The sequence below is a fragment of the Leptospira borgpetersenii serovar Javanica genome, assembly GCF_003046425.1.
Taxonomy (GTDB): Bacteria; Spirochaetota; Leptospiria; order Leptospirales; family Leptospiraceae; genus Leptospira; species Leptospira borgpetersenii.
This window is the reverse complement of the sequence record NZ_QAJG01000005.1, coordinates 165,001-190,730: the sequence shown is the minus strand read 5'-3', so window position 1 is coordinate 190,730 and position 25,730 is coordinate 165,001. Positions and strand designations below refer to the sequence as shown.

Annotated in this window: 20 protein-coding genes and 2 pseudogenes (1 of these 22 running past the window's edge); 13 read left to right on the top strand and 9 right to left on the bottom strand. The window is 40.6% G+C overall.

Features of this window, described 5'->3' with window-relative positions; translation table 11 throughout:
• The 5 genes and pseudogenes from cas5e to CLV95_RS05860 all read right to left on the bottom strand — a co-directional run bounded on the left by cas5e (window position 1) and on the right by CLV95_RS05860 (window position 6,765).
• The gene (gene cas5e, locus CLV95_RS05880; RefSeq protein ID WP_107694890.1) at window positions 1-744 is read right to left on the bottom strand and encodes a type I-E CRISPR-associated protein Cas5/CasD; all 744 of its coding nucleotides are present in this window, start codon (window positions 742-744) and stop codon (window positions 1-3) included.
• Window positions 745-1,818 (bottom strand): type I-E CRISPR-associated protein Cas7/Cse4/CasC, encoded by a 1,074-nt coding sequence (gene cas7e / locus CLV95_RS05875; RefSeq protein WP_002733994.1) that lies wholly within the window; start codon window positions 1,816-1,818, stop codon window positions 745-747.
• Window positions 1,815-2,351: pseudogene (gene casB, locus CLV95_RS05870) on the bottom strand (type I-E CRISPR-associated protein Cse2/CasB). Before casB ends, cas7e begins: the two are co-directional and overlap by 4 nt.
• 5 nt (window positions 2,352-2,356) lie before the next feature.
• Window positions 2,357-3,958, bottom strand: a complete 1,602-nt coding sequence (gene casA / locus CLV95_RS05865; RefSeq protein WP_002734187.1) for a type I-E CRISPR-associated protein Cse1/CasA — start codon at window positions 3,956-3,958, stop codon at window positions 2,357-2,359.
• A gap of 11 nt (window positions 3,959-3,969) precedes the next feature.
• Window positions 3,970-6,765 (bottom strand): CRISPR-associated helicase/endonuclease Cas3, encoded by a 2,796-nt coding sequence (locus tag CLV95_RS05860; RefSeq protein WP_002734241.1) that lies wholly within the window; start codon window positions 6,763-6,765, stop codon window positions 3,970-3,972.
• A gap of 747 nt (window positions 6,766-7,512) precedes the next feature.
• Between CLV95_RS05860 and CLV95_RS20040 the strand changes: the two genes are divergently transcribed.
• The 10 genes from CLV95_RS20040 (at window position 7,513) to CLV95_RS05800 (ending at window position 17,220) form a co-directional block, all read left to right on the top strand.
• Window positions 7,513-7,695, top strand: a complete 183-nt coding sequence (locus tag CLV95_RS20040) for a hypothetical protein (protein ID WP_002734077.1) — start codon at window positions 7,513-7,515, stop codon at window positions 7,693-7,695.
• Between the two features lie 698 nt (window positions 7,696-8,393).
• On the top strand, window positions 8,394-9,773 hold the full coding sequence (locus tag CLV95_RS05845) for a DUF389 domain-containing protein (protein WP_002721440.1): 1,380 nt from the start codon (window positions 8,394-8,396) through the stop codon (window positions 9,771-9,773).
• Window positions 9,774-10,357: 584 nt separating this feature from the next.
• The gene (gene sufC, locus CLV95_RS05840) at window positions 10,358-11,125 is read left to right on the top strand and encodes a Fe-S cluster assembly ATPase SufC (protein WP_002723659.1); all 768 of its coding nucleotides are present in this window, start codon (window positions 10,358-10,360) and stop codon (window positions 11,123-11,125) included.
• 7 nt (window positions 11,126-11,132) lie between these two features.
• Entirely contained in the window at window positions 11,133-12,329 is a 1,197-nt protein-coding gene (gene sufD, locus CLV95_RS05835; RefSeq protein WP_002723615.1) for a Fe-S cluster assembly protein SufD, read from the top strand.
• The gene (locus tag CLV95_RS05830; protein WP_002723648.1) at window positions 12,326-12,637 is read left to right on the top strand and encodes a non-heme iron oxygenase ferredoxin subunit; all 312 of its coding nucleotides are present in this window, start codon (window positions 12,326-12,328) and stop codon (window positions 12,635-12,637) included. Before sufD ends, CLV95_RS05830 begins: the two co-directional genes overlap by 4 nt.
• 5 nt (window positions 12,638-12,642) lie before the next feature.
• The gene (locus CLV95_RS05825) at window positions 12,643-13,884 is read left to right on the top strand and encodes a cysteine desulfurase (RefSeq protein ID WP_002723633.1); all 1,242 of its coding nucleotides are present in this window, start codon (window positions 12,643-12,645) and stop codon (window positions 13,882-13,884) included.
• Entirely contained in the window at window positions 13,868-14,302 is a 435-nt protein-coding gene (gene sufU / locus CLV95_RS05820; RefSeq protein ID WP_002723640.1) for a Fe-S cluster assembly sulfur transfer protein SufU, read from the top strand. The genes CLV95_RS05825 and sufU overlap by 17 nt, the downstream gene beginning before the upstream one ends.
• A 208-nt stretch (window positions 14,303-14,510) precedes the next feature.
• Window positions 14,511-14,834: a metal-sulfur cluster assembly factor gene (locus CLV95_RS05815; RefSeq protein WP_002723658.1), complete on the top strand. Its 324-nt coding sequence runs from the start codon at window positions 14,511-14,513 to the stop codon at window positions 14,832-14,834.
• A 331-nt stretch (window positions 14,835-15,165) separates the two neighbouring features.
• The gene (locus CLV95_RS05805; protein ID WP_002734069.1) at window positions 15,166-16,314 is read left to right on the top strand and encodes a TauD/TfdA family dioxygenase; all 1,149 of its coding nucleotides are present in this window, start codon (window positions 15,166-15,168) and stop codon (window positions 16,312-16,314) included.
• A 3-nt stretch (window positions 16,315-16,317) separates the two neighbouring features.
• Window positions 16,318-17,220, top strand: coding sequence for a bile acid:sodium symporter family protein (locus tag CLV95_RS05800; RefSeq protein WP_002734243.1), 903 nt, complete (start codon window positions 16,318-16,320; stop codon window positions 17,218-17,220).
• Window positions 17,221-17,224: 4 nt separating this feature from the next.
• Here the strand turns inward: CLV95_RS05800 and trhO are convergent, their stop codons facing one another.
• Complete coding sequence (trhO, locus tag CLV95_RS05795; RefSeq protein ID WP_002734283.1) at window positions 17,225-18,328, bottom strand: oxygen-dependent tRNA uridine(34) hydroxylase TrhO; 1,104 nt, start codon at window positions 18,326-18,328, stop codon at window positions 17,225-17,227.
• Window positions 18,329-19,230: 902 nt separating this feature from the next.
• On the opposite strand from trhO, the gene CLV95_RS05785 reads away from it, so the two are divergent.
• The gene (locus CLV95_RS05785) at window positions 19,231-20,727 is read left to right on the top strand and encodes an ABC-F family ATP-binding cassette domain-containing protein (RefSeq protein ID WP_016749008.1); all 1,497 of its coding nucleotides are present in this window, start codon (window positions 19,231-19,233) and stop codon (window positions 20,725-20,727) included.
• Window positions 20,728-21,104: 377 nt separating this feature from the next.
• On the opposite strand, the gene CLV95_RS05780 is transcribed toward CLV95_RS05785, so the two are convergent.
• Window positions 21,105-22,253: a hypothetical protein gene (locus CLV95_RS05780; RefSeq protein ID WP_002734152.1), complete on the bottom strand. Its 1,149-nt coding sequence runs from the start codon at window positions 22,251-22,253 to the stop codon at window positions 21,105-21,107.
• Between the two features lie 3 nt (window positions 22,254-22,256).
• Between CLV95_RS05780 and CLV95_RS05775 the strand changes: the two genes are divergently transcribed.
• Together CLV95_RS05775 and CLV95_RS20035 are read left to right on the top strand one after the other, a co-directional pair.
• Window positions 22,257-22,631, top strand: coding sequence for a hypothetical protein (locus CLV95_RS05775; RefSeq protein ID WP_002733991.1), 375 nt, complete (start codon window positions 22,257-22,259; stop codon window positions 22,629-22,631).
• 408 nt (window positions 22,632-23,039) lie between these two features.
• Window positions 23,040-23,278: pseudogene (locus CLV95_RS20035) on the top strand (phospholipase); the annotation flags it as partial.
• 162 nt (window positions 23,279-23,440) lie between these two features.
• Here the strand turns inward: CLV95_RS20035 and trpS are convergent.
• Window positions 23,441-24,409: a tryptophan--tRNA ligase gene (gene trpS / locus CLV95_RS05765; RefSeq protein WP_002723646.1), complete on the bottom strand. Its 969-nt coding sequence runs from the start codon at window positions 24,407-24,409 to the stop codon at window positions 23,441-23,443.
• Window positions 24,406-25,730, bottom strand: the 3' portion of a protein-coding gene (locus CLV95_RS05760; protein ID WP_002734018.1) for a hypothetical protein. 496 nt of this gene lie beyond the right edge of the window; 1,325 of the gene's 1,821 nt are visible here — the last part of the coding sequence; its start codon lies off the right edge, out of view; its stop codon occupies window positions 24,406-24,408. Before CLV95_RS05760 ends, trpS begins: the two co-directional genes overlap by 4 nt.

Here is a 25,730-nt window from a genome sequence, read left to right as displayed (position 1 = left end):
TCAAATTTTGGACACACTCTTGAAAAACTCCTTTCTATCTTGAAATTGCCATCTATTTCGGTTTAAGATTTCGTCTCTCCTAGAATGGGTATGATCTTTTTCTGAAAGTTCCGTTGGATCTTCCCAAAGATACAAAATCGCGGACGATTTGGAAGACAAATCTGCCAAGGGATCTTTGTAATCCGAGGATTCGTATTTCTTCATAAGAATTTTATTATATTCTTCGAATGCGTTCGGAAATGAATCCGAGCTCAAAATTTCGGGACACATAGGAAGAGCGATCGAACAAGATTTTCTACCTAAGTACGGAGTATGGATCGGACTCAAGAGAGCGTTTCTAATTTCCTTCAATGAGTAGGGAGCCCGTTTTTTTTCCGAGAAAGCTACGTCGTAAACGGCGTCCACTCTATAATCTCTGCTCGAAAGAATAGTCTCGACGTACTCCGAATCCAAAAGTTCGTCCTTTCTAGTAAGTAAAGACCGTTTAACGTTTCCGGGGCTTTGGATCGTATGATAATCTCGTAATAAATTTCCGGGATTGAGCGTTTTGGTGGCAAAAAAAACGCTTTTAACAAGTTCCGAAATTTTTCCATCCTCCGAACGATCGAATCCGAAAGAAGCCGAGATCAAACCGATGATTGCGGATTTAGTCGGAAAAGAATCGCTGGGACGATATTCGCCGACTGCGATATTTCCCCAAGAAATGAGAGGACCGTAGAGGCGAAAAACCAAATAATCTTTCATCTAATCCTCTTGAGCAAATTCTAATATTTCTTTTAAGGAGCCGTTGCCGGAGTCCACGTTGAAAGTTTTAAAACCCCCGGAAGCGCAGGAGCCGTATACTTTTTCGAAGTTTTGTCTACTGGATTCCAATTTCAAAATCGCCGCGTTCAAAATTCCTCTATCTTCCACGGAGTTTAGAAACGCGGTATGTAGGGATCTGGGTTGTTCGTTTCCCTTTTCCGCCATACAGTACAAAGCTCTCGCTCTGGAAGCGAAACTGTTTTGTTTTCCCGTGGGAGAAATCGTAGATGATGTTTCGACTAACGCTTTTATCGTACGTTTGGCGAGATCTTTATTACCGTTCAGATTGTTAAGAAGTTGTTCTCTATTGACGCAGATATAAAGATAAAAAAGACCGGAACCGAATTCCACTTCTCCTAAATGACCGGCTCCTACGTCTTCGATTCCGCTGTTTAAGTCGTCGACTGCCGTAAAAAAATCTTCTTCGATGGCAACTTTGTGAACCGTAATCGCGTGGGCGACTTGAACGGCCGCTTCGATGTTAAACGCGGGGTCGGAGGCGAGCATTCTACCGAACATGGCGATATCCGAAGAGGAATTTTCCTTTTTCAAAAGATTCAAATCCTCGTTGGAGGGTTCTTTTTTGGAATCGATCAGTTTTTGGATTAAGGAGGAAATTGCCTCGTTCTCCTCTTTGCTGAAATGAGTGAGTTGTTGGATCTCCAGATCCAAAAGCGGATTTTTTTCCAATTCTTTTTCCGAAGGATTTTTAAGTTTTCCGAATCTACCCGCGATCGATTTGCTCCAGGTTCTTGCGTTTTTTTCGGGAATCTTTCCATCCAATAATTTCTGATAGATTTCTTTTCCTTTCTCTTTGGTTCTCGTTCCGATATGGCCGGATAACGTTTCCCGAAAAAGATCCGAAGTTCTCCAGGCCCTTTTTAAGCTTTGAGAGGAAATACGAAGCCTATTCGCCCCTCCCAGCATTGCGGTTTTAGGTCTTCCTAAATCGTCCCGGTTCAAGTTGGAAGGGGGGTAGGAAGTGAGGAAATGAAATTGAATGAAACGGTTCATTGATTTTCTCCTTGTAGGTTTTCTGAATTTTCGAGGTTGTTTTCGCTTATTGGGGTTCCGTAATAATCGTAGGCCCAGTCTTTTTTGGTTCTTTGATTCCAAGAGTAAATGGAAAGGGAAAGATCTGAAATATTCGCTTTTTTCTTCAGGTTCTTGACGATCCGGACCATATTTTGGTAGAACAGCTCTTCCGAAAGTATATCCGAATATTATAATATTTTTCTGAAGCGGATCTCGTTGATGACCGGATTTTCTCCCTCTTTTCGCGCCATACTGCGAGCGAATGAAACGGAAGGATTGTCCTCTTCGATATGAGAAAGAATACCTGCAATCGGACCGATCTTATCCGGAAAAAATTGAAACCCTTCCTGGAAGAGTTGGGAGATCAGTCTGTGGGTATAAGGGATCAACAAAGTGTCTAATCCGTTGGAACATCTTCTCAGGGCGGCTCTGTCTCCCGTTCTGGATTTTAGATCGATCCACCAGTTAATTATAGTTTCCTTATATTTCTCTTTGTTTTCGTAAAATTTCATCGTCTTTATTTTTTGTTCCTTTTGGAGGTTTTTTCAGATACTATTAGTCCGAGTATGATTCGAGTTTTCGAACCGAGATTGGAGATTTTCAGATTTTTTCTCGCCTTTACGATTCTTTCGATGTTTTCGAATTCGAAAGAACCGGACTCCGCATACTGATCGAAAAGTTTACAAGCGGATTCGTTTAAAAGTTTGAGCCAGGTTTCTTTCAGGGCGGCAAAGTCCGCTACGCCTGAGATCAGATTTTCTTGAACGTTTCGAATCAGATCGTAGAAAGAATTTTCCGTATCTTTCAAAAAGGAAACGTCCAAAAACGTCAAATCCCCTTTGGAATCGTTTTTCTTATCAAGCCAAGCGTTACGCACTGCTTGACGAAGATTTTTTTTGACCTCCGTACTTGCATTTAGAATTTGTGAAACTTGTTCTTCGAATTTTTCGATTTTATCGGAAGGGATATTGAAAAACGGAATCTCGGATTCGTACCAACATCTGGCTTTCATATTGTCCATATCGTAACCGAAGGTTAAAATCGAAGTCTGTTCTCCCGGAATTTTCCGATTCAAAAAACGGCGAATGACCAAGGCGGCTTGATCTTCTTGCTCCTTACCCAAGGCGATCGTCTGCCAATAGTGATAGAGGATTCCTCCCGGTTGAGGATGATACGGAAACCAACTCTCCTTAGATTTGTAATAAGGGCTGAGAGGATGGATCCAACCTCCTTCCGAATAACTCAGACCGTAGGTTTTTGTATGATAGGAACGGACCAAAACGGAGGAAGAACGGTTACAGACGTCGCAAATACCGTTTTCCACATCTTTACGTAGGAGGATTCTTCTCGGATAGGACCAATAGACGCTCAAAGGATGTAGGTCTTTGGGAGTGGTCGTTTTCCCTTTCGATTGAAGATCTTCGATTTTCGGGTTGGTCCAAGGAAAGACGGATTGAAACGGAATCTTTTTTTGGCCGTTGACTTGGAAGTAGGATTTCGGAAGAACGTTGAGCCAGAGTTTCGACCAAAGAGAGTTTTTTTTAGGGTTTTTTAATTTAGAAGTTACGAATGTAGTCAAAGGTCCGCCGCCTCGAATGGACGTTAAGTGTCCTTGACCTCCGGAAGGAGAATTGGTCTGAAAGGAAAAAAGACCGATCCCCGCGCATTTTTCGCAGATCTGAGAAATGGAATTTCTTTTGATGAAAAAATCCTTTTTCAGTTTGATCGTATTTTCGCCTGGAGATTCGATAAACAACGCGGAGATATCAAAGACCGTATCCTCTTCGTTCAGGTTTGTATCCTGCATAAATCTAGGGCCGTCACCAAACAGCTCAAAGGCGGACTTTACTTTCTCCATCGCTTCTTTTAAAACCTCGGGAGAGGGGGGATTTACGAAAAGATCTTCCCATTCGGTTTCGTTTTCGGGGGGAAAAACGGCTTGTAAAAGTCCGACCAAAAATTGAAGCAAAGCGCCGTTAAAATCCGGTCTAGGAGCGTTTAAGGACATGATTGGATCCGAGTCATTCTCGATTCGGGAAGTGATCTCAAATGGGGAGATCTCTTCTAATTTTTCGGAAAACCTTTGGACCGGAATCCAAACGTCCTTGATTAAATTCATAAGGTTCCTCTTTATTTCTCTTTTCTAAAACCGAATCTTTCGTCGTAGGTAAAGGAAACTACTTCGTTCTTTTTGTTAAGGGCTTTGCCTCTCCAAGAATTGTTTGTGTAGAACAAGGGGAGTAAAACGCAATGTTTGCCTTTATCCGGTAGATTTTTTTTACAGTTAGAGATAACTTCGGAAAAATTCAAATTTTCGAATATAAATTCTTTTTCCACAAGATAATTCGGAACGGGAAGTTCGCTATTTTGCCAGTCTCTGGTTGTGCCGGAGATCCAAGGAACCAAACGATCGGAAACGAACTTGGCCAGAACCGCTTTGGAAGAATTGTCTATACCGTATCTTGTGGAAAATTTGGAATCGTCCCAAGAAGTTTCGTTTAAGGTGGAGTCATACCCTAACTCCAAATGAATCGTACTCAAAGCCGCGGCGCTTTCCAGTTTTTTCTTATCGTTTTTCACTTTGAACTGATTTTCTCGAAAGGATTGCGGAATCTCAACGTCGATCCCATACACGGACTCTATTAGATTTCTTGCATCTTCTGGCATTCTCCAACCTTTTCGTTCTTGGAGAAGTCTTGCGGTGAGCCAAAGCCTACCGTGATCCGAATAGACCATACTTCCGCCTCGACTGAATTGACTGAACCAATTCGAGGTCGGATCCTCGATCGGTTCCGGAGAAAAGATCCATAGGATCGGCTCTCCTCTTTCGTCTAATCCTTGTTTGGCGTTTCCGAATATGTCCCTACAATGTCTATGGAGTCTACCGGCCCTTTGTAAAATTAGGTCGATCGGAGCGAGATCCGTGATGATACAGTCGAAATCCAAATCCAAGGACTGTTCCACAACTTGGGTTGCAACGACTACTTTTCCTTTTCTCGAATTCTGATCGCTTCGGACTCCGAAGTTTTCCAAAATTTGGGATTCTATGTTCAATCGATCGCCCATTACAAATCTAGAATGGAAGAGTATAACCTGATCGCCTAACTTGGAATGGAGAAAAGAAAATGCCTGGGAGGCGTCCGAAACCGTATTTCTAATCCAACAGACACAACGTCCTTGATTCGACATTTCTAATATTTTTTGTAATACTTGTTCCTGGTTGAAAAGGAACTTCACGTTCAATTTTCTACTCACTTCCTTTCGAGTGGAAATCGGAATTTCTTCCACCTCGGACCGATCGGAGATTAAAGATATAAGAGGGTATTCCACACTTTTTAAATCTTGAAGTTCCGTGTCCAATCCTAAGGCAAAGGATTCGGAGAACGTTTTACGAAGAATTTTCGGTAAGGTTGCGGAAAGGAGAATCACCGAGGCGCCTATTTTAGCCTGGGCTTTTAAAAGGCAACAGATGAGTTCGACCATATAAGGATCGTAGGAATGAACTTCGTCCAAAATGAGAACCTTTCGGGAAAGACCGAACATTCGAAGGGATTGAAACTTAGTGGAGAGTATGGAAAGAAGAGCTTGATCGATCGTACCGACTCCAGCGTCCGCGAGAAGACTTTTTTTCTGATTATCCGAAAGCCAAATGTTACAAATGGCGCTGGCGCTTTCTTCTGGGTCCTTATCGAGTTGGAGAGAATAATTTCGATCCGCAAGAATTGCGTTATCCGAAATCACGGAACTTTGAAAGGAATCGGATAAATTCCGAGCACCGTGTGCAAGGACCAAAGAGGGGATGGATTCTTTCGTATATAAGTTTCTGTATACGCCGCTCATTCTTTGATACATACCGTTTGCGGTGGCCATTGTCGGAAGACCCACATAAAAACCGGAGTAGGCGCTTTTTTGCATAAGACGATGGGTTAAGATGAGAGCGGCTTCCGTTTTTCCGGAACCGGTGACGTCCTCTAAAATGAAAAGGGAAGGGGAGTCCGGTATCGCTACTTCCGAGCAAAATTTCTGCAAAGGGGTCGGTTCCCGCAAATATTCAAAAATACGAAAGTGATCTTTGTTGAAAGTTATTTTAGAAGGCAAAAGCCCGGACCTATTGATGGCCTCCAGAGCTCTCTTTAAGGAAATTTTTGTATAATATTCCTCTAAATCGATTGGAGTTTGATGATACTTGAAAATTTCAGCGTTGGAACCGATCCAATCGCACAAAACGGAAAGCCCCGCGAGCCAAAAGGAAATTCGGAGGGCCGAGTTGTATAACGTTTTAAAATCCCCATCGAAATTTAAATTCGGGGATAAGATACGATTCACTTCTTTGGAAAAGTCCAAAGCGGCCGACCGGTCGGCTTCTGTAAAATGGGAATCCAGACTGACCGCCGTTTGTCCGGAATATCCGTTTTTAGAAGGAGGACGTCCGTGGTGTCCGGTTACACAACGAATCAAAACGTCTAAAAATTCCGTAAAATAACTTTTGTCCTTGGAAGAGCGTAATCCGTTCCAACTCAACCAATTCTGTTCGGTTAAAAGTCCGTCGTAGTTTCCGAATCTTTCGTCTTTCAGGATCCATTTTCCCCAAAAAATATAACCTAAACTGTCGTGCCGTATAGAATAAGAACCGATTGGAGGATTAGAATTATCTAATGCACTTTTGACGTTCGGAATAAGAGATTGGAAACAATCCGAGAATTTTCCCAGATCATGTAGTACCAGAAAAAAAACAAAAAGATTTTTAAAAGTTATGGGATCGATTCCTAATTTCCGAGAGAAATGGGTGCATAGAGTTTCGTTTTGGGATAAGTAAACTTCTCCTACCGCTGCAACGTCGAAACAATGATAGGCCAGAAGATGATAGTTGCCTTCTTTATCTGCTTTTCCCCAGTATTTGTAATATGATTTTACTTCGGTTTTCATCTATCTTTTATATTTCAAATGGCGGATTGATTTTTCTTTTTACGATATAAATCAATTTTTGATTTATATTTAATAAATCGATATATAATAAATTTATTTTGTTTTAAATGTATCGGAAGCAATTTGAAAAAATTTTTAAAATTGTGCGCGCAGTTTATAAATAGAAATGTTTTTATTCGACTTATTTAAAAAGTTCATAGGGAAAGCTATGTAATATTTTTTTGATCTCAAAAATACAAATTTTGAATCTTGGAAAAAGTTTGGAATTGAAAGCATTTCTTAGAAATAGAATATTGATATATTCAAATATAATTTATAAAAACATTTGAATTGATTGGGCTTTTTGTGTTTTTGGATTGAAATTTTAGGGTAATTGTGCGTTTCTGTTCTTTCGTAAAATCGTAATTTGCCTTCGCGCTTGTCCTCAAATTTTTAGATAATAGTTCGAATTCGGCATGGGGGCATTTTCGTTGATGGGAGGTTGTCTCAAAGGTTTGTTTCCACCTCATGTAAGTTATTTTCTAAGAACTTGTCCAAAAACCTGAAAAGAAATCAGCACAATCATTTCATAAGTTCGTAATAAAATAATGTGAGTTTGGCATAACAAATGCGAAAGGGATCGATGAGAGGTCAAGTGATTGGTATTTTACAGCGCTTCCCAAAAACTTAATTTTGCTTTATTAGAAAGATCAAGTTGGTAACTAAAGCGTCTCGCTTCTATTGGCGCTCGACGGGTTCTTGTAAAAGTTGAATCTGATTCCGGGGTTTTACAATAACTTGACCGGAGTTGAGAGCCCGGTCCGGTCTTTACTTACAAAGGCCGGATTCGCCCAAACTTTTCTATATTGGATTCACGTGAAGTTATCTCAGAAATATCTTAGAATGATTGGAATCGGCGTTTTAAGCAAAGATAAAGTATTTTTGAGATAACTTCTAATCGTAGTCCCCGCAATTCTAAGTTTTTAGGACTTTATAACCTGCTCTCTTTTTCATGGGATTGACGTTGTAAAGTCCTAACGCTTGTCCGCTACTGATCCCTGTAAACTTGAATACCATAATTTTTATTCCAAAGACCTGTTTCAGTGCAAAATAGTAAGCGCTCTTTTATGTAATTCCGAGTAACATTTAAAAAGTTCCTACAAATGGAGAAACCGAAAATTCACATACGGTAAAATTCCAGAATGGATCATTTCGGAGAATGAAAAGTCCGCAAAAGCGGAAATGGAATTGGAACAAAACTTAAGAATCCATTTCAAAAGGCTTATAACAGTGTTATAACAGTGTAAAACGGGAAATTAGGACGAATATTCGATCTTTAAGATGAACTTTTGAGTGTCCTCTTTTTAAAATGAATGGGAGTTTCTATAAAATTTTCATCGGATGGTTGCTCTCAAAACGGCGATTTTATCTTTGGATTTTATAAAAGTAGCCAGTCGATCCAAACCTTTTTAGTGGACTATAAGCTCTAAAAAGGCTAAACTGTCAGGGCCGAAATATTGCTGACAAAAAGTTTTGAGCTTCGGCTCATAAATTCATTCGGAGAAAATTTGAGCTGAATAGAAATAAGACCAATATCAAAAAGCAGATTCGATTTGTTTTGAGTCTGTTTTTACTAGGAGAAAAATTCTATGCAAAAAAAAACATCCCGTGAACAAAAAACCGACGATCAACAACCGAGTTTTTGGGATTTATTGAGCCCATTGTTTGAGTTCGTCGATTCCTTATTTCATATTAGAAATGATACCGACGAGAATGGGACGATCGAATCGATCAAGCGGGGAGTTAATTTTTCCGGTTCCGCTTTATGGATTTTGATTTTTGCGATCTTCATAGCATCCATCGGTCTAAATATCAATTCTACTGCGGTTATCATAGGAGCCATGCTCATTTCTCCTTTGATGGGACCAATCATGGGGGCGGGGTTGGCACTTGGAATTTACGACTTCGAGCTTTTGAAAAAATCCCTACGTAATCTTGCGGTAATGACTTTTTTAAGTCTCTTTACTTCCGCAATATACTTTTTGATTTCCCCGCTTTCCGACGCTCAATCCGAACTTCTGGCGAGAACATCCCCTACCATATACGATGTGTTAATCGCATTCATCGGAGGTGCAACCGGTATTGTGGCAGGTTCTCGAAAAGACAAGATCTCGAACGCAATTCCCGGAGTAGCGATTGCCACTGCTTTGATGCCTCCGCTTTGTACCGCGGGTTACGGACTTGCAAATTGGAATTTAAAATTTTTCTTCGGCGCTTTTTATCTCTATCTGATCAACAGTGTTTTTATCGGAATCAGTACCTTAATTTTCGTACGTTATTTGAATTTCACTCGAACCGTTTATACGGATCCGGCGGTTGATAAAAAGATCTATCGTTACGTATATTTGGTATCCATCTGTTTGATTCTTCCTAGCCTTTATTTCGCCTACGATATCGTAGTCGATTCCTCGTTTAAACGGAATGCAAAGAGTTATCTCGAGAATCATTTCACATTTGAAAAAAGTAAGATCCTCTCCGCAAACGTCGTAAGAAAGAGCGGCGAAAAAAAAATCGAAGTTACGATAATCGGTGAAACTTTGTCCGAAGACGTTCTTTCCCAGTTGAAGACCCTTCTTCCTAAATACGGTCTGGAGGGAACCGAATTGAAGATTATCCAAGCTGGGGAAGCGGAGCACAAGAAGCCTGGAAATCTTTCTCTCGAAACCGGAGTTGGTTCGAAAAACCAGGAAGAGAAGATTCAACTTTTGGAAAAAGAACTTCGGGTTTTGAAGGATAAGGATCATCTGGTTCAATCCGTGGCGAAAGAGATCAATGTATTGTTTCCTTACGTGGAATCGTTTTCTTTCGGAGATTTTCTGGTTCAGAATGTGCAGGATTTTACCTCCTCGAAAGAAGTTACGATACTCGTAAAATGGAAACGTCCGATCGGTGACGTGGAAAAAAAACGACTGGAGCTTTTTTTGAAATTAAGAATAGGAGTGGAAAATTTAAAGGTCTTGGATCTTTGATTTGGAAAAAACCGGCGTCTTGAAGGTAAAGATTTCGAGTATTTGCCGTATTCGAAGCCCGTTCGAATTTTCGATCTAAGAATCGACCTTAAAATTCGTATATGGATGATAACGTCTGTTTTCGATAAATTATAGGAAATGATCGCTAATTTGTGAACTCCGACATTACAGACATCTTCCTAATATTGGATTTAAAAAATTAAATATTATGAATTTCAACTTTTCGGATGAATATGAAATCAGCCTTTGAGTTTCGATACAAAAATTCGTTCGTGGGGTACTCTTTGTTCCAGTACGACTGGACGATTCTTTGGAACACATTTCAATCCGACATCTTGGAGGTGCGTTAAGAACTAGGAAATGCCCATTGAGTTCGGGTTGTTGGGGCTTAGTTCGGATTTCTTTCCTATTTGATCTCTTTCTACAAAAAAAAAACACTGGTAGAATAGGGGTCAGGGAAAAGGACCCAGGAACGATTTTCTCACAGAGAGACGAAAACTTTGATGGGTCGGTAAATTCAAATCGACCGTAAATCGTTCCAATCCTTTCACAACCTATAACTTTCTTCTGATAAGGGTGCTTTTGTGACCGAGATTTTAAAAATCCAGGACCTCAGGGCGGGAATTCAGACTGGTGATTCCGGAGAAATCAAAGAGATCGTAAAGGGCGTCAATCTTACGATTCGATCCGGAGAAATTCATGCCATTATGGGACCGAACGGTTCCGGAAAAAGTACGCTTTCCAATGTTATCATGGGCCATCCGAAATACCAAGTTTTATCGGGTGATATTTTATTCGAAGGAAAGTCCATTTTGGATCTTCCGACGAACGAACGTGCGCGCCTCGGAATCTTTCTCTGCTTTCAATATCCGACGAGTATACCCGGAGTTACGATTGGAAGCTTTCTGAAAACCGTCATAAAGTCGGTAAGAGGAAAAGAACTACCGGTCAGAGAATTTAGAAAAGAACTCAAAGACGCCATGGCCGCACTCGATATTCCGGAATCGTTTATCGCACGTTATGTGAACGACGGATTTTCCGGAGGGGAGAAAAAAAGAAATGAAATTCTCCAAATGAGTTTACTCAAGCCGAAACTTTCCGTATTGGATGAAACCGATTCGGGACTGGATATAGACGCGCTTCGAATCGTAAGCGAGGGAATCAATAGGAATAAAACTCCGGAAAAATCCATTTTACTCATCACACACTATCAAAGAATGTTAAATTATGTTGCACCGGATTTTGTTCACGTGTTTGCAAAGGGAAAAATCCTCAAAACCGGAACGAGAGAACTCGCGCTGGAATTGGAAGAGAAGGGATACGATTGGGTCCTTGCAGAATCCGGAGACTGAAACGAAAATGTTTTTAGAAACTCAGTTTGAGAATTTGCTTTCCCGTAGCGGAGAACCTCAGGCTCTGAAAGATTTTCGCGTCAAGGTCTTTGCAAAATTCCGCACTCTGAAAATTCCGGGATCGGAAAACGAATCCTGGAGAAAAATTCCGCTTTCTAATTTTCATCCGGAAGAATTCGTCGAAACCCCCGGCATAAACGCGATTTCTTGGAAAGCTCCCGATGGCGTCAAACTTCAAAGAGCGGACTCCCTTTCCGGAAAAGAACTCGAATTCTTTTTAAACAACCTTGAAAGTATATTTCAAAAACGGAATGAAGAATGGTTTACGCTTTACAGTCTTTCCAGCTTTACTCACGGAATCTATATCGAAGTGGAAAACGATCTCATTCTCAAGGAGGAAATCGAAATCAAGTTTCGACTTGAGAAGGAAAATAAAATTCTTCCCATTCTTGTGGTAAAAATCGGAAACCACAGCAAGGCGTTTATCGCCGAACGGTACGAATGCCCGGAAGAGAAAGACTTCAAACTTTTACAAGGTCTTACCGTGATTTACACGGGGGCCGGATCTAGAGTTTCTTATGTCGGAATTGAATCCTTCGGTTCTTCCGTATTCCATTTTCAGAATTTGTTTTCCGATCAAAAAGAGGACTCGGACGTTAAGATCGCAAAGATCACCCCCGGGGGATATAAAGGCAAAAATCTTATAGGCGTCGAACTTTCCGGCAAAGGCGCAAGGGCCAGAGTGATCGGACTCGCTCCGATGACAGGCCGGGAATTTCAGGACTCCGAAGTCAAGATCGTTCACAAGGAAAGTCATACGGAAAGCTCGATTCTTTACAGAGGCGCTTTCAAGGATAAGGCGCATCATATTTTTACCGGAAATCTTCATATTCCGAATTCCTGCAAGGACGTGAACGCGATCCAGATCAACAATAACCTTCTTTTGGGCCGTTCCGCGAGAGCCGAGTCGATTCCGAAACTCGAAGTATATGCGGAGAATGTAAAGTGTGAACATGGAGCCACCGTCGGTGAGATCGACGAAGAACAGTTGTTCTATCTGGCTTCCCGAGGAATCGACGAGGACGAGGCCAGAAGGATGATCGTGGAGGGGTTTCTAGGCCAAGTCATCGGTGAAATCGAATCGGATTCTATACAACAAGAGCTTTTCGAGTTGATTGTATACAAAGTGGAAGGTCCAATATGAGCTTTCGTAAACTCGCAAATCTGTCCGAGGTCGAAAACGGGAAAGTCAAAGTAGTTGAAACCAGATATAATAGAATCGGGATCACGAGTTTGGACGGTAACCTTTATGCATTTGAAGACGTCTGTACACATGACGGAGAGGCTATCTCTGAGGGGAAATTGTGCGGAGACGTAATCACCTGTCCAAGGCATGAAGCGCAGTTTTCCATTAAAACCGGAAAGGCGCTTTGTATGCCCGCCGTGGAAGATCTCCCCGTATATCCCGTGAGAATCGTAGGTGACTCCATTGAAGTGGATTTGGAGGATTGAAATACATGAATTTCTCAGCCGAAAGAATTAGAACCGATTTCCCGATTTTGGGAACAATGATGAACGGAAAACCGCTCGTTTTTTTGGACAGTGCGGCTAGTTCGCAAAAACCCTTTACGGTCATCGATAGAATCGAAAAGTATTATAGAGAAGAAAACGCAAATATACATCGTGGGATTTATTATCTTTCTCAAAAAGCCACGGAAAAATACGAGCTGAGTAGAATTCGTCTTTCCCGATTTATCGGAGCTCAGTGTGCGAAGGTTTGTATCTTTACGAGAAACGCGACCGAATCGATCAATTTAGTCGCTCAGACTTGGGGAAGGACTCAAGTCAAAGAAGGGGACGAGATCGTTTTGAACGAACTCGAACACCATTCCAACATCGTACCTTGGCAGATGCTCGCTCAGGAAAAAAAAGCGGTATTAAGATTCATTCCGTTAAACGAAGACGGCACGTTGGATCTGAGCAATTTGGATGAGATCATCACGACTAAGACAAAGTTAGTCGCTGTTGCTCAGATGTCGAACGTGACCGGAACGATTCACGATCTTGCTTCGATTCAAAAAAGAGCGAAAGAAGTAGGCGCTAAGGTTCTTGTGGACGGGGCTCAGGGGGTTTGTCATCTCCCTGTCAATATGAAGGAAATGGATTATGATTTCTACGTATTCTCCGCGCATAAGATGCTCGGCCCGACCGGAGTCGGAGTTCTTTACGCAAAAGAAGAAATTTTAGAGGAGATGCCTCCTTGGATGGGCGGAGGGGATATGATCGCTCACGTTTATAAGGAAAGATCCACATATGCGGAACTTCCTTCCAAACTCGAGGCGGGAACTCCCAACATTGCGGGAGTGATCGGTTTCGAATCTGCGATCGAATACCTCGAAACGATCGGAATGCAGGAAGTCAGAAATCACGAAGTGGAACTTCTCGCTTACGCACTCGATCGATTGGACGATTTCGGCGGATTGGAACTTTATGGAACGAGGGATTTATCCAAAAGAGGAGGAGTCATTTCCTTCAACTTTCCGGGAGTGCATCCGCACGATGTCGGAACGATTCTCGACGAAGAGGGAATTGCGATCCGGGTCGGACATCACTGTGCTCAACCTTTTATGGCGTTTAAAAACATACCGGGGACCTGCCGCGCGAGTCTCTATCTTTACAATACAAAAGGTGACATCGATCGATTGATCGAAGGTCTAATTAAAGTAAAGGAAATATTCTCCCGTGTCCTTAAGCGATAGTCTCTATAAAGAAGTTATACTCGATCACTATCAAAATCCGAGATTTCGGGGTAAACTCGAACCGGCGGATTTATCTGAACATGGGATCAATCCTCTATGCGGGGACGAGCTCGAACTTACGATCAATCTTGAGGGAGATAAAATTGCAGATGTTCGTGTAACGGGAAAGGGATGTTCGATTTCCCAGGCTTCCGGTTCCATGATGGCCGAATCAATTCGAGGAAAGACGGTTCTCGAAGCGGAACATATTCTTTCCCGTTTTAAGAGTATGTTTCTTGAAAATCGGGACCCGCAGTTCGAGAAAGAACTGGAAGACCTGGAGTCGATGGAATCCGTAAAAAAGATCCCCGCAAGAATCAAATGTGCGGTTCTTCCTTGGAATACTTTAGAAAGGGCACTCTCTCGAATTGAAAAATAGCAGGATGAGTGGATGAAGTTAGCCCTTTTTACTTCTCATTTCGTTTATCAAACAATCTGATTTTTGTAAACCTGATTTTAGGACTTTGCACATATCGTAAACGGAAATTTCTTTTACAGAAATATTGAAGTCGTAAGTTCTTGCATAAGCCCGCAAGAGTTTTATAATCAAGAGAAAGTCAAGAAAGATACCAAAGGAGGAACATGGAATGTTAGAAGCTCCTACAAATATGTTGGAAGAACAGATCTACGAAGAAATAAAAAAAGTGGAAGATCCCGAAATCGGAATTTCCGTCGCCGAACTTGGACTCATTTATAGGATTAAGGTGGAAGGTTCCAAAGCAAAGATCGATATGACTTATACTTCGATGGCATGCCCGGCCGGCCCCCAGATAAAACAACAGATCAAGGACCATACTCTGCGGGTGGAAGGAATTTCGGACGCCGAAGTGGAAGTGGTCTGGGTTCCTAAATGGGATCCCCGTGAAATGGCCACAGAAGAAGCCAAAATGGATCTGGGGATTTTTGATTGATTTGAATTTGAGATTTGTTCGACGGTCCTGAGTTTAGGAAGATTTGTTTAATGTGAGTTCGACGTTTGAAAATGAGAAAGAATTTTCTGAAGTAGTAGTTCCTACAATTTTAGAATTTGTTCATAAAAATCGTGATTTGTGGTATTTCCCATATTTTAAGAATAGATTTACAAAGTTCGGATTCTAGTTATTTTTTCAATTTATTGAATTTTTTATCTACTATATTGAATATTTCTTGCATCAAAAATAAGAACATTTTCCATCGATCCAAAAAGGCGTTTTTCGGATCGCTCTTCGGAGCACGGTCTGGAAATCTTTTTGGGGATTTTTTATGGTAGCTAAAACTTTTTCCAAGGTAAAAAGCAAAACACATTCTAAAGCAAAGACAAAAGCGGTTACCGTAAAAAAGACAAAATCGAACGTTACTTTTGCTTTATCAAAGGGATTTATCGATTTTAAAAATCCTCTTCCTGTAGTCTATCAGCCGGATTCTGAGGAACAAAAAGGTAAACAAAGGCTGATCCAATGGATCAAAAGCAACAAACGCGCGTTAACTGATGATCTCAAAGAATATGGAGCCGTTCTTTTTAGAGGATTTGATGTATCTTCTCCTCAGGATTTTGAAGATGTGATTATTAATGTGGACTCCAATCTAAAGAATAACTACCTCGGAACATCTCCGAGGAATCAGGTGACTAAGTATACATTTACCGCAACGGAACTTCCGTCGGCATATCCAATCATGCAACACGCGGAGATGAGCTTTTTGGATTCTCCTCCTAAAAAACTTTTCTTCTATTGTAAAAAAGCTCCGGGAAAGTTCGGAGAAACTCCTATCACCGATCTCAGAAAGGTTTTGAACGAAGTTCCGGCTTTTATTCGTGAAAAATTCGAGAAAGAAAAAGTTCGTTACTCTAGAGTTTATGACGGTCCTTCGAGTCGATCCCGTTTTCAGTTTTGGAAAACAAAACGTTGGGACGAAATGTTTCAAACAAAAGATAGAGAGAAGGTGGAAGAGGTTTCTAAAAAACAAAAATTTACAGTGGAATGGTTCGGCAAGGATAACTTGAGATTGATCAACACTACATTAGCGATTCGTAAACATCCAGAATTCAAATCGTTAGCTTGGCACAATCACTCTCAAGTGTTTCATATCGACGCAGCCCGTAAGGAATACTGGAGGATCTTTACTCGTCAAAAAACGATTCGTAGCTTTTTAGTAGGAATCACACTTGAAATTCTTACTTTTATCAAAAAAATCACGACTAAAAAAGAATACTTGGATACGCACTGCACTTACGGTAACGGTCAAGAAATTTCAGGACCGGAACTGAAAAGAATCCAAGACGCATTTTGGAACAATATTTCTCTTTTTTCTTGGCAAGAAGGAGATGTGCTGGTGATCGATAATTACTCGGTTTCTCACGGACGGCATCCGTTTACCGGCCCGAGGGAAATTTTTGTGGCTTGGGCGGATTAGACGATGTCGGAATTAGATGCAGTTCGGATTAATTTCAACGAAAGCGGTTTAGTTTTTTTGAATTTGCTTTTGGGGTTGATTATGTATGGGATCGCCTTGGAACTTAAATTGGAAGATTTTAGATTACTTTTCGATAAGCCTAGAGCGTCCATTACCGGTATCTTGTCGCAATTTGTTCTTTTCCCGTTTGCGACTTATCTTCTTCTTTGGATTTTAAATCCGCCTTCGGGAGTCGCACTTGGGATGCTTCTCGTTGCAGCTTGCCCCGGTGGAAATATTTCGAATTTTATCACTCTTCTTGCAAGAGGAAATACGGCTCTTTCGATTTCGCTCACCACCTTTTCTTCGATTCTTGCGATTGTTGCAACTCCGTTCAATTTTTTTTTCTGGGGGAATTTATATCCTCCTGTTCAAACGGCTCTGAAAGAAATAACGCTCAATCCTTGGGATGTTTTTAAAGCGATCTTAATCATTCTAGTGATTCCGATTTTTCTAGGTATTTTGACAAAGAGATATTTACCGAAAAACGCGGTAGAACTGGCAAAACCTCTCAAGATTCTTTCGGGTTTTATCTTTATCACGTTTTTATTGATCGCGCTTCTTGCCAATTATCAGATATTTTTGAAGGTGATTCACAGGGTGTTTCTTTACGTTTTTATAATGAACACTACCGGTTTCTTATTGGGATATTACTTTGCAAAGCTGGTTCGTTTGGACGAGAGGGATGCTCGTTGTATTTCCATAGAGACCGGAATTCAAAATTCAGGATTAGGACTTGTTTTGATCTTCGCATTCTTCGGAGGCCAAGGAAGTATGGCGATCATTGCGGCGGTTTGGGGGATCTGGCACGGGCTTGCCGGTGTAAGTCTCGCTTGGTTTTGGTCTAGAAGGAGAATTCCTTTTTAAAAGTTCAGGCGGTTTCGAAAGGCTTTCGGTTCTGGTAGAGTTCCGAAATTTTCGGACGGATTTTCGACTTTGTAAAGAAACGATTTTCGTTCGATTTTCCTTTTCGGATCTCCTTTTGTTTTTCTTTCGGGAGATGTAAGACGGTTTTGCATTCTTCCGTGCAACATCCTTCGAATTTTTCGGAACAGTCATCACACTGGATAAAAAGAATATGACATCCTGGGTTTGAACAGTTTATGTGACGATCGCTTTTCTTTCCGCACTGATGGCAAACGGAAATTATCTCGTTTCCGATTGTTTCTTGAAGGCGCCCGTCGAATACGAAATTTTTTCCTCTAAATTTGGATTCTAGTCCTTTTTGAGAAATTTCGTGTGCGTAAGAGATGATTCCGCCGTGAAGTTGATTGACGTCCTTGAATCCGTGATGTTTGAGCCAAGCGCTTGCTTTTTCACAACGGATTCCTCCCGTGCAGTACATTAGGATTTTATGATCTTCTTTCCCATTTAACAACTCCAGTAGGATTTGAAGTTCTTCCCGGAAGGTGTCCGATTGTGGAAGAATGGCGTTTTCAAAATGACCGATTTCACTTTCATAATGATTTCTTACGTCGACTACGATGGAATTTTTATCCTCCATACAACGATTGAATTCTTCTGCGGAAAGGTGTTTTCCAACATTAGTCACGTCGAATGCGTCGTCATTCAATCCATCCGCGACAATTTTATTCCGCACTTTTAAATCAAGTTTTAAAAAGGATCTATGATCGTCCTCCACGGCGATTTTTAAAAGCATATCCTTAAATTGAATTCTGGAATTCAAATTCTCCTTAAAAGAATTCAGATTGTGAGAAGGAATTGAAAGTTGGGCGTTGATTCCTTCTCTTGCTACGTAGATTCTTCCCAGAACTCCGAGAGCTTCCCATTCCACATAAAGTCGATTCCTGAGTTCTTGCACGTTTTCTAAAATGACATAACGATAAAAGGAAAGAGTCGTTCTTGGAAAGTTTTCAGCCTCGAGACGTTTGCTCAGAATCTCCTTCCCGTAGATATTGTGAAGAGGACGTTTTTTAATTTGGTTTTTTTTTTGAAGATCGCCCCGATTTGCCATACATTCTTAACTTTGAAATGGAGACTTTTCTTGACAAGTCTTTCTTACGGGGTTTACCTTTCGGGGCACGGATTCTCTTCTTTTTGACTCGATGTTTTAAACATTGTTGTCCGTTTGGTAATATAGGTTCGATTTTGAGAACGACGTGTTCAGAATCCTTGTCTGTCACACATGTACTTTCAAAATATTGAATATACGCAATGAAGTATAGGAGTTTCCACATTCAAAGGACTGATGACAGTGTCGCTGCTCCCACAGAAGGAAAGTTTGAAGACAAACTCTGATAATTCTGCGTTGAAACGGTGCATTTACACTAAAACCATCACTGGAAAGTTTTCCAGGTTTTCGGAACGGGTTTTTATCTTTTTCCTATTTTTAAAAGTTACCACTCGGAAGCATGACAAGAATACCTTAATAAGTTTGTTTCAAAAGTTGGAATGTTGGATCTTCTTCAAAAAAGCCGGCAATTCCGGATTCGGCCCAATTTTGTGAAAACTTCTATATTTTTGCAAAAATCGCCGCGTTCATTTTAGTACTATTTTTATATGTCCGAGTAGTAAACATTGAACTCTAAAAGTTTCCGCCGAACGGATTTCAAAATTTTTTTCTCCCACCCAACAACAGGGTAATACAATCGCAATGATTCCAAAATGATCCGTTAAACAATGGAGTATTTAAAAACGATTTCGGTCAATTTTTGGAAATACGATGATATACTTTAAAAAAATATTATATTATTAACATTTGAAAGCTCGGCCCGATCTTTTAGGATCGTATTTACACTTTTTCTAAATTCAAAATAGAGGCAATCTTTGAACATCAGGCGGTGATCGTATTAATTTTTAAGTGAAATATAAACCTTTTTTGAAAACCTGGTTTTAGAAACTTAGAACACATCAATTATGATTAAAATATCTGGCCTAAATAAGGCTTTTACAACTAAAGTCCTTTTTGACGATTTAAATTTGAGCATCAATCGAGGAGAAAAGATCGGCCTGGTCGGTCGAAATGGTCATGGAAAGTCTACACTCTTTCAGATGATTCTTGGAAACGTTGAACCTGACTCAGGTATAATCTCGATTCCTAAAGGTTATAAAATCGGTCATCTTCAACAGCATCTTCATTTTACTAAGTCTACGGTTTTAGAAGAATGTGCTCTCGGTCTTCCTGAAGGGGAAGAATACGAAACTTGGCAGGTTGAAAAGATTCTTTCCGGCTTGGGTTTTTCCGAACGGGACATGGAAAGGAATCCGGACGAATTTTCCGGAGGTTATCAGATCCGGATGAATCTTGCAAAACTTCTCGTTTCCTCTCCCGATATGCTGATGCTTGACGAACCGAATAACTATCTCGATATTGTCACGATTCGTTGGCTCGAAGAATTTTTGCGGGAATGGGAAGGCGAAATCATATTAGTGACTCATGATAGAGGTTTTATGGACGCGGTAGTCACTCATACGATTGCGATTCATCGAACTAAAGCGATCAAGGTCCAAGGTGATACGGATAAACTTTACAATCAGATCAATCAATCCGAAGAAATTTATGAGAAGACCCGTTTAAACGAAGCAAAAAAGCGTAAGCAAGAGGAGGTATTTATCGCAAAATTTAAAGCGAAAGCGAGTTTCGCTAGTCGAGCTCAGTCCAGGGTCAAAAAATTAGAAAAACAAGGCGAGATGAAGGCTCTGGAAAAAATTCAGGATTTGGAGTTATATTTTAATAGCGCTCCTTTTGCCGCGAGTCAGATGTTGTCCGTGGAAAATCTTTGTTTTTCGTATGACGGTAGGGAACCGTATCTCATCGAAAATTTTTCCATCGGTGTGGGAAATAAAGAAAGAATTTGTATCATCGGTAAGAACGGAAAAGGAAAATCCACTCTTCTTAAAATTCTTGCGGGGGAGCTTGAGCCTTCCCAGGGAACGATCAAAAAACATCCGGCTTTGAAGGAAGGTTATTTCGGTCAGACAAACAAACTCAATCTCAATGAAAATTCGACTGTGGTCGAGGAGATCATGATTTCCGATCAGTCTTGTACGGAATGGAAGGCTAGAACGATTGCGGGCGGTCTGATGTTTTCAGACGATCAAGCTCTTAAAAAAATCAAAGTCCTTTCCGGCGGTGAAAAAAGTAGAGTACTTCTCGGAAAAATTCTTGTGACTCCTTGCCATCTTCTTTACCTTGATGAACCGACGAATCACTTGGATATGCAGTCTTGCGATTCTCTGATCGAAGCGATTGATGAGTTTGAGGGCTCCGTTATCATGATTACTCACGATGAACTTCATTTGCGTGCCGTTGCGACAAAGTTGGTCGTATTCGATAATGATACGATTCGAATTTTCAACGGTCCCTATGATGACTTTCTAAACGAAATGGGTTGGTCGAACGAAACTTATTAGTAAATTTGAATATTTCGTTTTTTTTAAACGTCTTTCGTTTATTTTAAAAGCCCGATTTTGGGATTTTAAAATAAGTCTTACAAAGTCCGTATTGGATTTCCGAAGAATAAAACGTTCGGGTTGATATTCGGAGTTTCTCTTACGCTTTGATGAAAAATTTTCGGATAATTCTATTCATTTGAATGAAGAGATTTTGCTTTTTAGGGAATATTTTAAGATCGTTACATTCTAAAATTTGTAACGTATATATCAAAAAATAGGGAACAAATCTCATGGATCCGTTTCCTATTTTGTTTTTGTCGCCGTAATTTGGCTGAGTGGAATTATTTCGAATGAAAAATACCCGCCCGTAAAAGAATAGGCGGCGGGATTAACTCTTAGTTTTCAGTGTAGAGTCCGAAGTGTCTGGAAGAAGCGGCTGTACATCCGCCTGTTGAGCAGGCGATCATAGCTATCGTAATCTTACCATTCACTGTGCGTGCAATCAGAACTAAATTGTCGTTTGCGGCTAGCGGCATTCCTCCTCCGCCATTTCCAAACGTCGTAGAAGCCGAAATGCCATTTGTAAACGCAGGAACGTTAGTAGAAGAGTTGCCGTTATTTTGGGCCGTCAAGGTCCGAGCATCTATATTCACTCCTGTGCAAACTCCGTTTAAACACGTGAATTTGCCGCTTACGAAGGAATCAACAGTCGCCGCATTGGCTCCTCGTAAATTATCAAAACCGAGAAGTGTTTTGCCGTTTAGAATTCCTGAGCCGTTTAGGTTAACGTCTTTGGCTAAACCGAAAAAACCACCTTTACCCGTTCCCATATCTAAAATAAGTACACCAGTTGAAGAAACGAATGCGGTTTCACCGGTGGCCCATGTAACCTTACCATCGGTACAGATTCCGTTATTGAGGTTTACTGCGGTACCCGCACCACCCAAAGTTGTGATTGTTCCTGCAATGAATTTCTGGTTTGTTCCGGTGATTGTCAAGGTACCATACCCACCTTGAAATGCGCCGGCCGCATTTCCGAACATTGCTTGAACTGTATTAAACGTTCCACTTACGTCGGAACAATTCGAACTTTTCTCTGTGTACAGTTCCGCACGCATTGCCGTTACGGGTGCGCCACCTGCGTTTGAATAACCGGAAATCGGTGTAGCTAAAAGTCCCACTCCTTCGATAGGAATGGCAAATCCGCCTTGTGTGTAAGACGGTGCAGACATAAGGGCGATGAAAGGGCTCGATGAATATGTGGTTACTTGACCGGAGATTTTTTCATTCGTCGTAAGGTTCGTGAATGAGAAATTCCCATAATTGGCTTTCACCATATCTCCGGTCATAACGTCGCCCGGGCTTTTTGTACCGCCATAAGAAATGTTTGAGCTATTCGTTGTTGAAGTCCCTGCTAGTAAGGCCGCTACGGCTAAGAGAATTGAAGAATCATCTTTTTCCTTCTTACAATTCAGAACTGTCATGCTGAGAACCGCAAATGAGGTTAAAAGATGAATAAAACGCGATGCGCAAAGGTGACTCATAAAGTGGCAGAATTGGAAATGTTATATAAATGGCAATCATTAAAAAGCCTCTCCAGAGGCTTTTATTCGAAAGTACTCAAAAATATTTTAGGATTCGGCATTTTAGACGAAGATAAAGTATCTTTTGTATGTTCTATTTCTTATCGATATGGTTTCGGAGATATAATTACGTATATGGAGGAGGCAAATAACTTTCAATACGGGTCTTTTTTGAAACGATTTGTATTTGATAAGGGTGGCTTACGATTTTCTTGCATGTCTAAATGCCAACGGTGTAAAAAACGGGAAATGCTAAAATTTATGCGGATTGTTTTTGATTTGAAAAACCGAAGTGAAGAATTGGATTTAAAAATTTCTGGAACGAGTTTGGTTTTTTAGAGTTAGCGCAAAAACATATATTAACGTGAGTTCGATGGTTGAAAATGAGAAAGAATTTTTTAAAAGTAGGAGTCCCTACTTTTAGAATTTGTTCGTAAAATCGCGATTTGTTGTAGTTCCCACATTTTAGAATAGATTTACAAAGTTCAAATTAATAAGAACTTGTCCCAAAATACTAAAAGAAATCAGCGCAATCATTTCATAAGTTTGTAATAGAGTGTGGAAATTTCCGCAGATCGGTGATTTATGGATTTTCTAACGGATTTTATCGTTGGAACATTCTCGTACGAATTCCTACACTCGAGGTTTTGGGACAAGTTCTCAATAACGCTTCTTTATATTAATGTTTCAGAAAGTGAATCCTTCTATTTCGGAGAAAGATAACAAAGATTACACGAAGTGAAAATCATGAAAAAAGTCTTAACGATTTTAATCGGCTTTCCCTTTTAAGGAAGTCTTTACGCGCATCACGGTCAAACGGTACAAAATCCAATCGACGTTTTTGAAAAATCGCACCAGAATAAAATTCTTAGTTTGCGAAGAAAAACCCGAGTAGATATCAATCCACCGACAACTCGGGTGATTTTTACGAGGCTCATAATTCTTATAACGGAAACGCTTACCGTAAAAGAAGCTCTTTTGATACGAGATAAAGAAAGACAGCACAGAATCGAATCGGTTCGAAGGGAAAAGTGGAAAAGTGGAAAAGTGGAAAAGTGGAAAAGTGGAAAAGTGGAAAAGTGGAAAAGTGGAAAAGTGGAAAAGATGGAGCGATTCAATCACATAATAAAAATAGAATATTCTGGATTTTAAAACTGATAAATCCCTAATTCTTTGCGGGTTCGATCAAGGACGTTTGTGATCGTATTTCTGGCTTTTTCTTGTCCTTTTTTAAGAGCTGCTTCCACAAAAGATTTGTCTTTCCCGATTTTTTCCCGTTCCTGGCGAAAAGGGGCAAAATAATCCAAGGTATCCTGTAAAAGTTGTTTTTTAAGTTCTCCGTATCCGGTTCCGGGGATTAAAAACTTCTGTTTCAGGGCTTCTCTTCCTTTTTCATCTAAAAACAAAGAATGAATTGCATAAATATTACTTTTGGAGGGATCTTTGACTTCGTCGATTCCCGCGGAATCGGTTGTGATAGACATTATGGATTTCTTAAGTTCTTTTTCGGAATCGAAAAAGTTGATCGTGTTCCCGTAAGACTTGGACATTTTCTGTCCGTCCGTACCGGGAACCAAAGCCGTTGTTTCGTCGATTTCAGGTTCGGGGACTTTAAAAACGGGACCGATTTCCCGATTGAAATTCGAAGCGATGTCTCTGGCAAATTCCAAATGTTGCTTTTGGTCTTTACCGACAGGAACCTGGTCGCTGTCGAAGCCGAGAATATCCGCCGCCATCAAAACCGGATAGAAAAAAAGCCCTCCTCCGGGATTAAAACCTTTTGCAACCTTATCTTTGTAAGAATGCGCCAAGTTCAACTGGTTGACGGTGATCGAATGACTCAGATACCAGGTTAGTTCGGTAACTTCCGGAACTCCGGATTGTAACCAAAACGTACACCGATCCGGGTCGATTCCCAGAGCTAAAAAATCGCAGACCGCGTTGAATGTGTTTTCTTTTTGTTTTTCTTTCGAAGAGAACGTAGTTAAAGAATGCAGATCTGCGATAAAACAAAATAGGTCTGCCGAATCCTGATATTCTTTGAGCTTTCGAATGACGGAGAAAAAATTTCCTAAATGAAGCTTACCAGAGGGTTGGACTCCTGTGAGAATCCTCATGTTTCCTCCATTCGCTTTGTCTCGTAAGGTTTACCGGAAAGTCTCTCGTATTCTTTCGTCAGAGATCCAAGTTCTGCGTCTAGTTTTTTATGTAAGGTCAATTTGGTAATTGTGGATTTATCCTTATAAATCACCGCATAGTTATAGAAGAGTTTTGTCATCTCCAAAAAGGCGAATTCTAACGTTTTCCCGCTCAATCGATTTCCCGAAACGATGGTTGAATCGCAGTAAGGAATGAATCTGTGAAGAATTTTGATTTCTTCGATTACTTTCTCTTTGGAAACCAAAACTCTTTCGTTCAGTTTGCCGGAAGCCTCGTATTGTTTTGCGAGTAAGTGATTTTCAACGATGATATTGATTTTCTCCGCAAATTTTCCCATAAACGCGGCAGCATCTCCAAGCAACTTCAAAAGGTTCTGAGTAATCTGGTCTTCCACTCCCACCGTTGAAGTCGTATGTTCGTTGTAAGTCGCAAAGCTGTATTGAAAACTCGGATATTTTTTATTAAACGCATCTAAAAGGCGAAGTAGGTTGTTAATTTGTTCGATATCGCTTTTAAAAAGACCGGGATGCATGATAATTACGTCTTTACTCTGATTTTTCGAACCTATCTTAACGGTCCCTTCTAAAATCGGAGCATAGGAAGCTTGGAAATCCCTAAGTAATAAGTACATCAATTTATGAGGAGTCCCTTTAAAGGAGGATTTCATAGACGCAGACTGCATATTTTCGGGAACGTGATTTTCAAAATAATCGTCTACGATCAGATTCAGAAAGTCGAAATTCATTCTTCCTTTATCGTCGATTCGGAAATATCTTTCTCTCAGGCTTTGTAGTTCGTGCTTGCGGTTCAATCTGGTTTGGATATCGTCCGCAAGCCGAAGCAGAGTTGTTTCCACTTCTTTGATGATATCGGGAGAACCTTGGAATTTGGTTTCATTGATCGGAGGAACGTTGAGTTGTTGAACGATTTCGTTCCAAGTGATCATACGTTTGGTCGCGACGATATGGAATGCCCGAATTGCGTCGGACATTTTAGGCCTTCCGCTTTCAAGATTCACTCCGTAGGAAAGTCCAGCCATGATCTGGGGCATTTTCGGAACCAGCTTTTCGTCCTTACGCACGAGTTCCGGAACCTCCGTCATGATGATATCTTTGCAGTCTTCTCTACTTAAATGTCTTGCATAATAAAGTTCTAATTTAGTTGCGCGGTTCAAAAAAATCTCCGGAGAGATCTGGTCTATAAATAAACTATCTAAAGAAATGATGCTGTTGAGAAGTTTATTAAAATTTAATACTACGTTGTATACGAGAGGTTTCC

What these genes read in the sequence shown, in the direction of transcription:
- cas5e (WP_107694890.1), bottom strand. Translation starts at nt 744, where the DNA reads ATGAAAGATTATTTGGTTTTTCGCCTCTACGGTCCTCTCATTTCTTGG.
- cas7e (WP_002733994.1), bottom strand. Translation starts at nt 1,818, where the DNA reads ATGAACCGTTTCATTCAATTTCATTTCCTCACTTCCTACCCCCCTTCC.
- casA (WP_002734187.1), bottom strand. Translation starts at nt 3,958, where the DNA reads ATGAATTTAATCAAGGACGTTTGGATTCCGGTCCAAAGGTTTTCCGAA.
- CLV95_RS05860 (WP_002734241.1), bottom strand. Translation starts at nt 6,765, where the DNA reads ATGAAAACCGAAGTAAAATCATATTACAAATACTGGGGAAAAGCAGAT.
- CLV95_RS05845 (WP_002721440.1), top strand. Translation starts at nt 8,394, where the DNA reads ATGCAAAAAAAAACATCCCGTGAACAAAAAACCGACGATCAACAACCG.
- sufD (WP_002723615.1), top strand. Translation starts at nt 11,133, where the DNA reads ATGTTTTTAGAAACTCAGTTTGAGAATTTGCTTTCCCGTAGCGGAGAA.
- CLV95_RS05830 (WP_002723648.1), top strand. Translation starts at nt 12,326, where the DNA reads ATGAGCTTTCGTAAACTCGCAAATCTGTCCGAGGTCGAAAACGGGAAA.
- CLV95_RS05825 (WP_002723633.1), top strand. Translation starts at nt 12,643, where the DNA reads ATGAATTTCTCAGCCGAAAGAATTAGAACCGATTTCCCGATTTTGGGA.
- CLV95_RS05815 (WP_002723658.1), top strand. Translation starts at nt 14,511, where the DNA reads ATGTTAGAAGCTCCTACAAATATGTTGGAAGAACAGATCTACGAAGAA.
- CLV95_RS05805 (WP_002734069.1), top strand. Translation starts at nt 15,166, where the DNA reads ATGGTAGCTAAAACTTTTTCCAAGGTAAAAAGCAAAACACATTCTAAA.
- CLV95_RS05800 (WP_002734243.1), top strand. Translation starts at nt 16,318, where the DNA reads ATGTCGGAATTAGATGCAGTTCGGATTAATTTCAACGAAAGCGGTTTA.
- trhO (WP_002734283.1), bottom strand. Translation starts at nt 18,328, where the DNA reads ATGGCAAATCGGGGCGATCTTCAAAAAAAAAACCAAATTAAAAAACGT.
- CLV95_RS05785 (WP_016749008.1), top strand. Translation starts at nt 19,231, where the DNA reads ATGATTAAAATATCTGGCCTAAATAAGGCTTTTACAACTAAAGTCCTT.
- CLV95_RS05780 (WP_002734152.1), bottom strand. Translation starts at nt 22,253, where the DNA reads ATGAGTCACCTTTGCGCATCGCGTTTTATTCATCTTTTAACCTCATTT.
- trpS (WP_002723646.1), bottom strand. Translation starts at nt 24,409, where the DNA reads ATGAGGATTCTCACAGGAGTCCAACCCTCTGGTAAGCTTCATTTAGGA.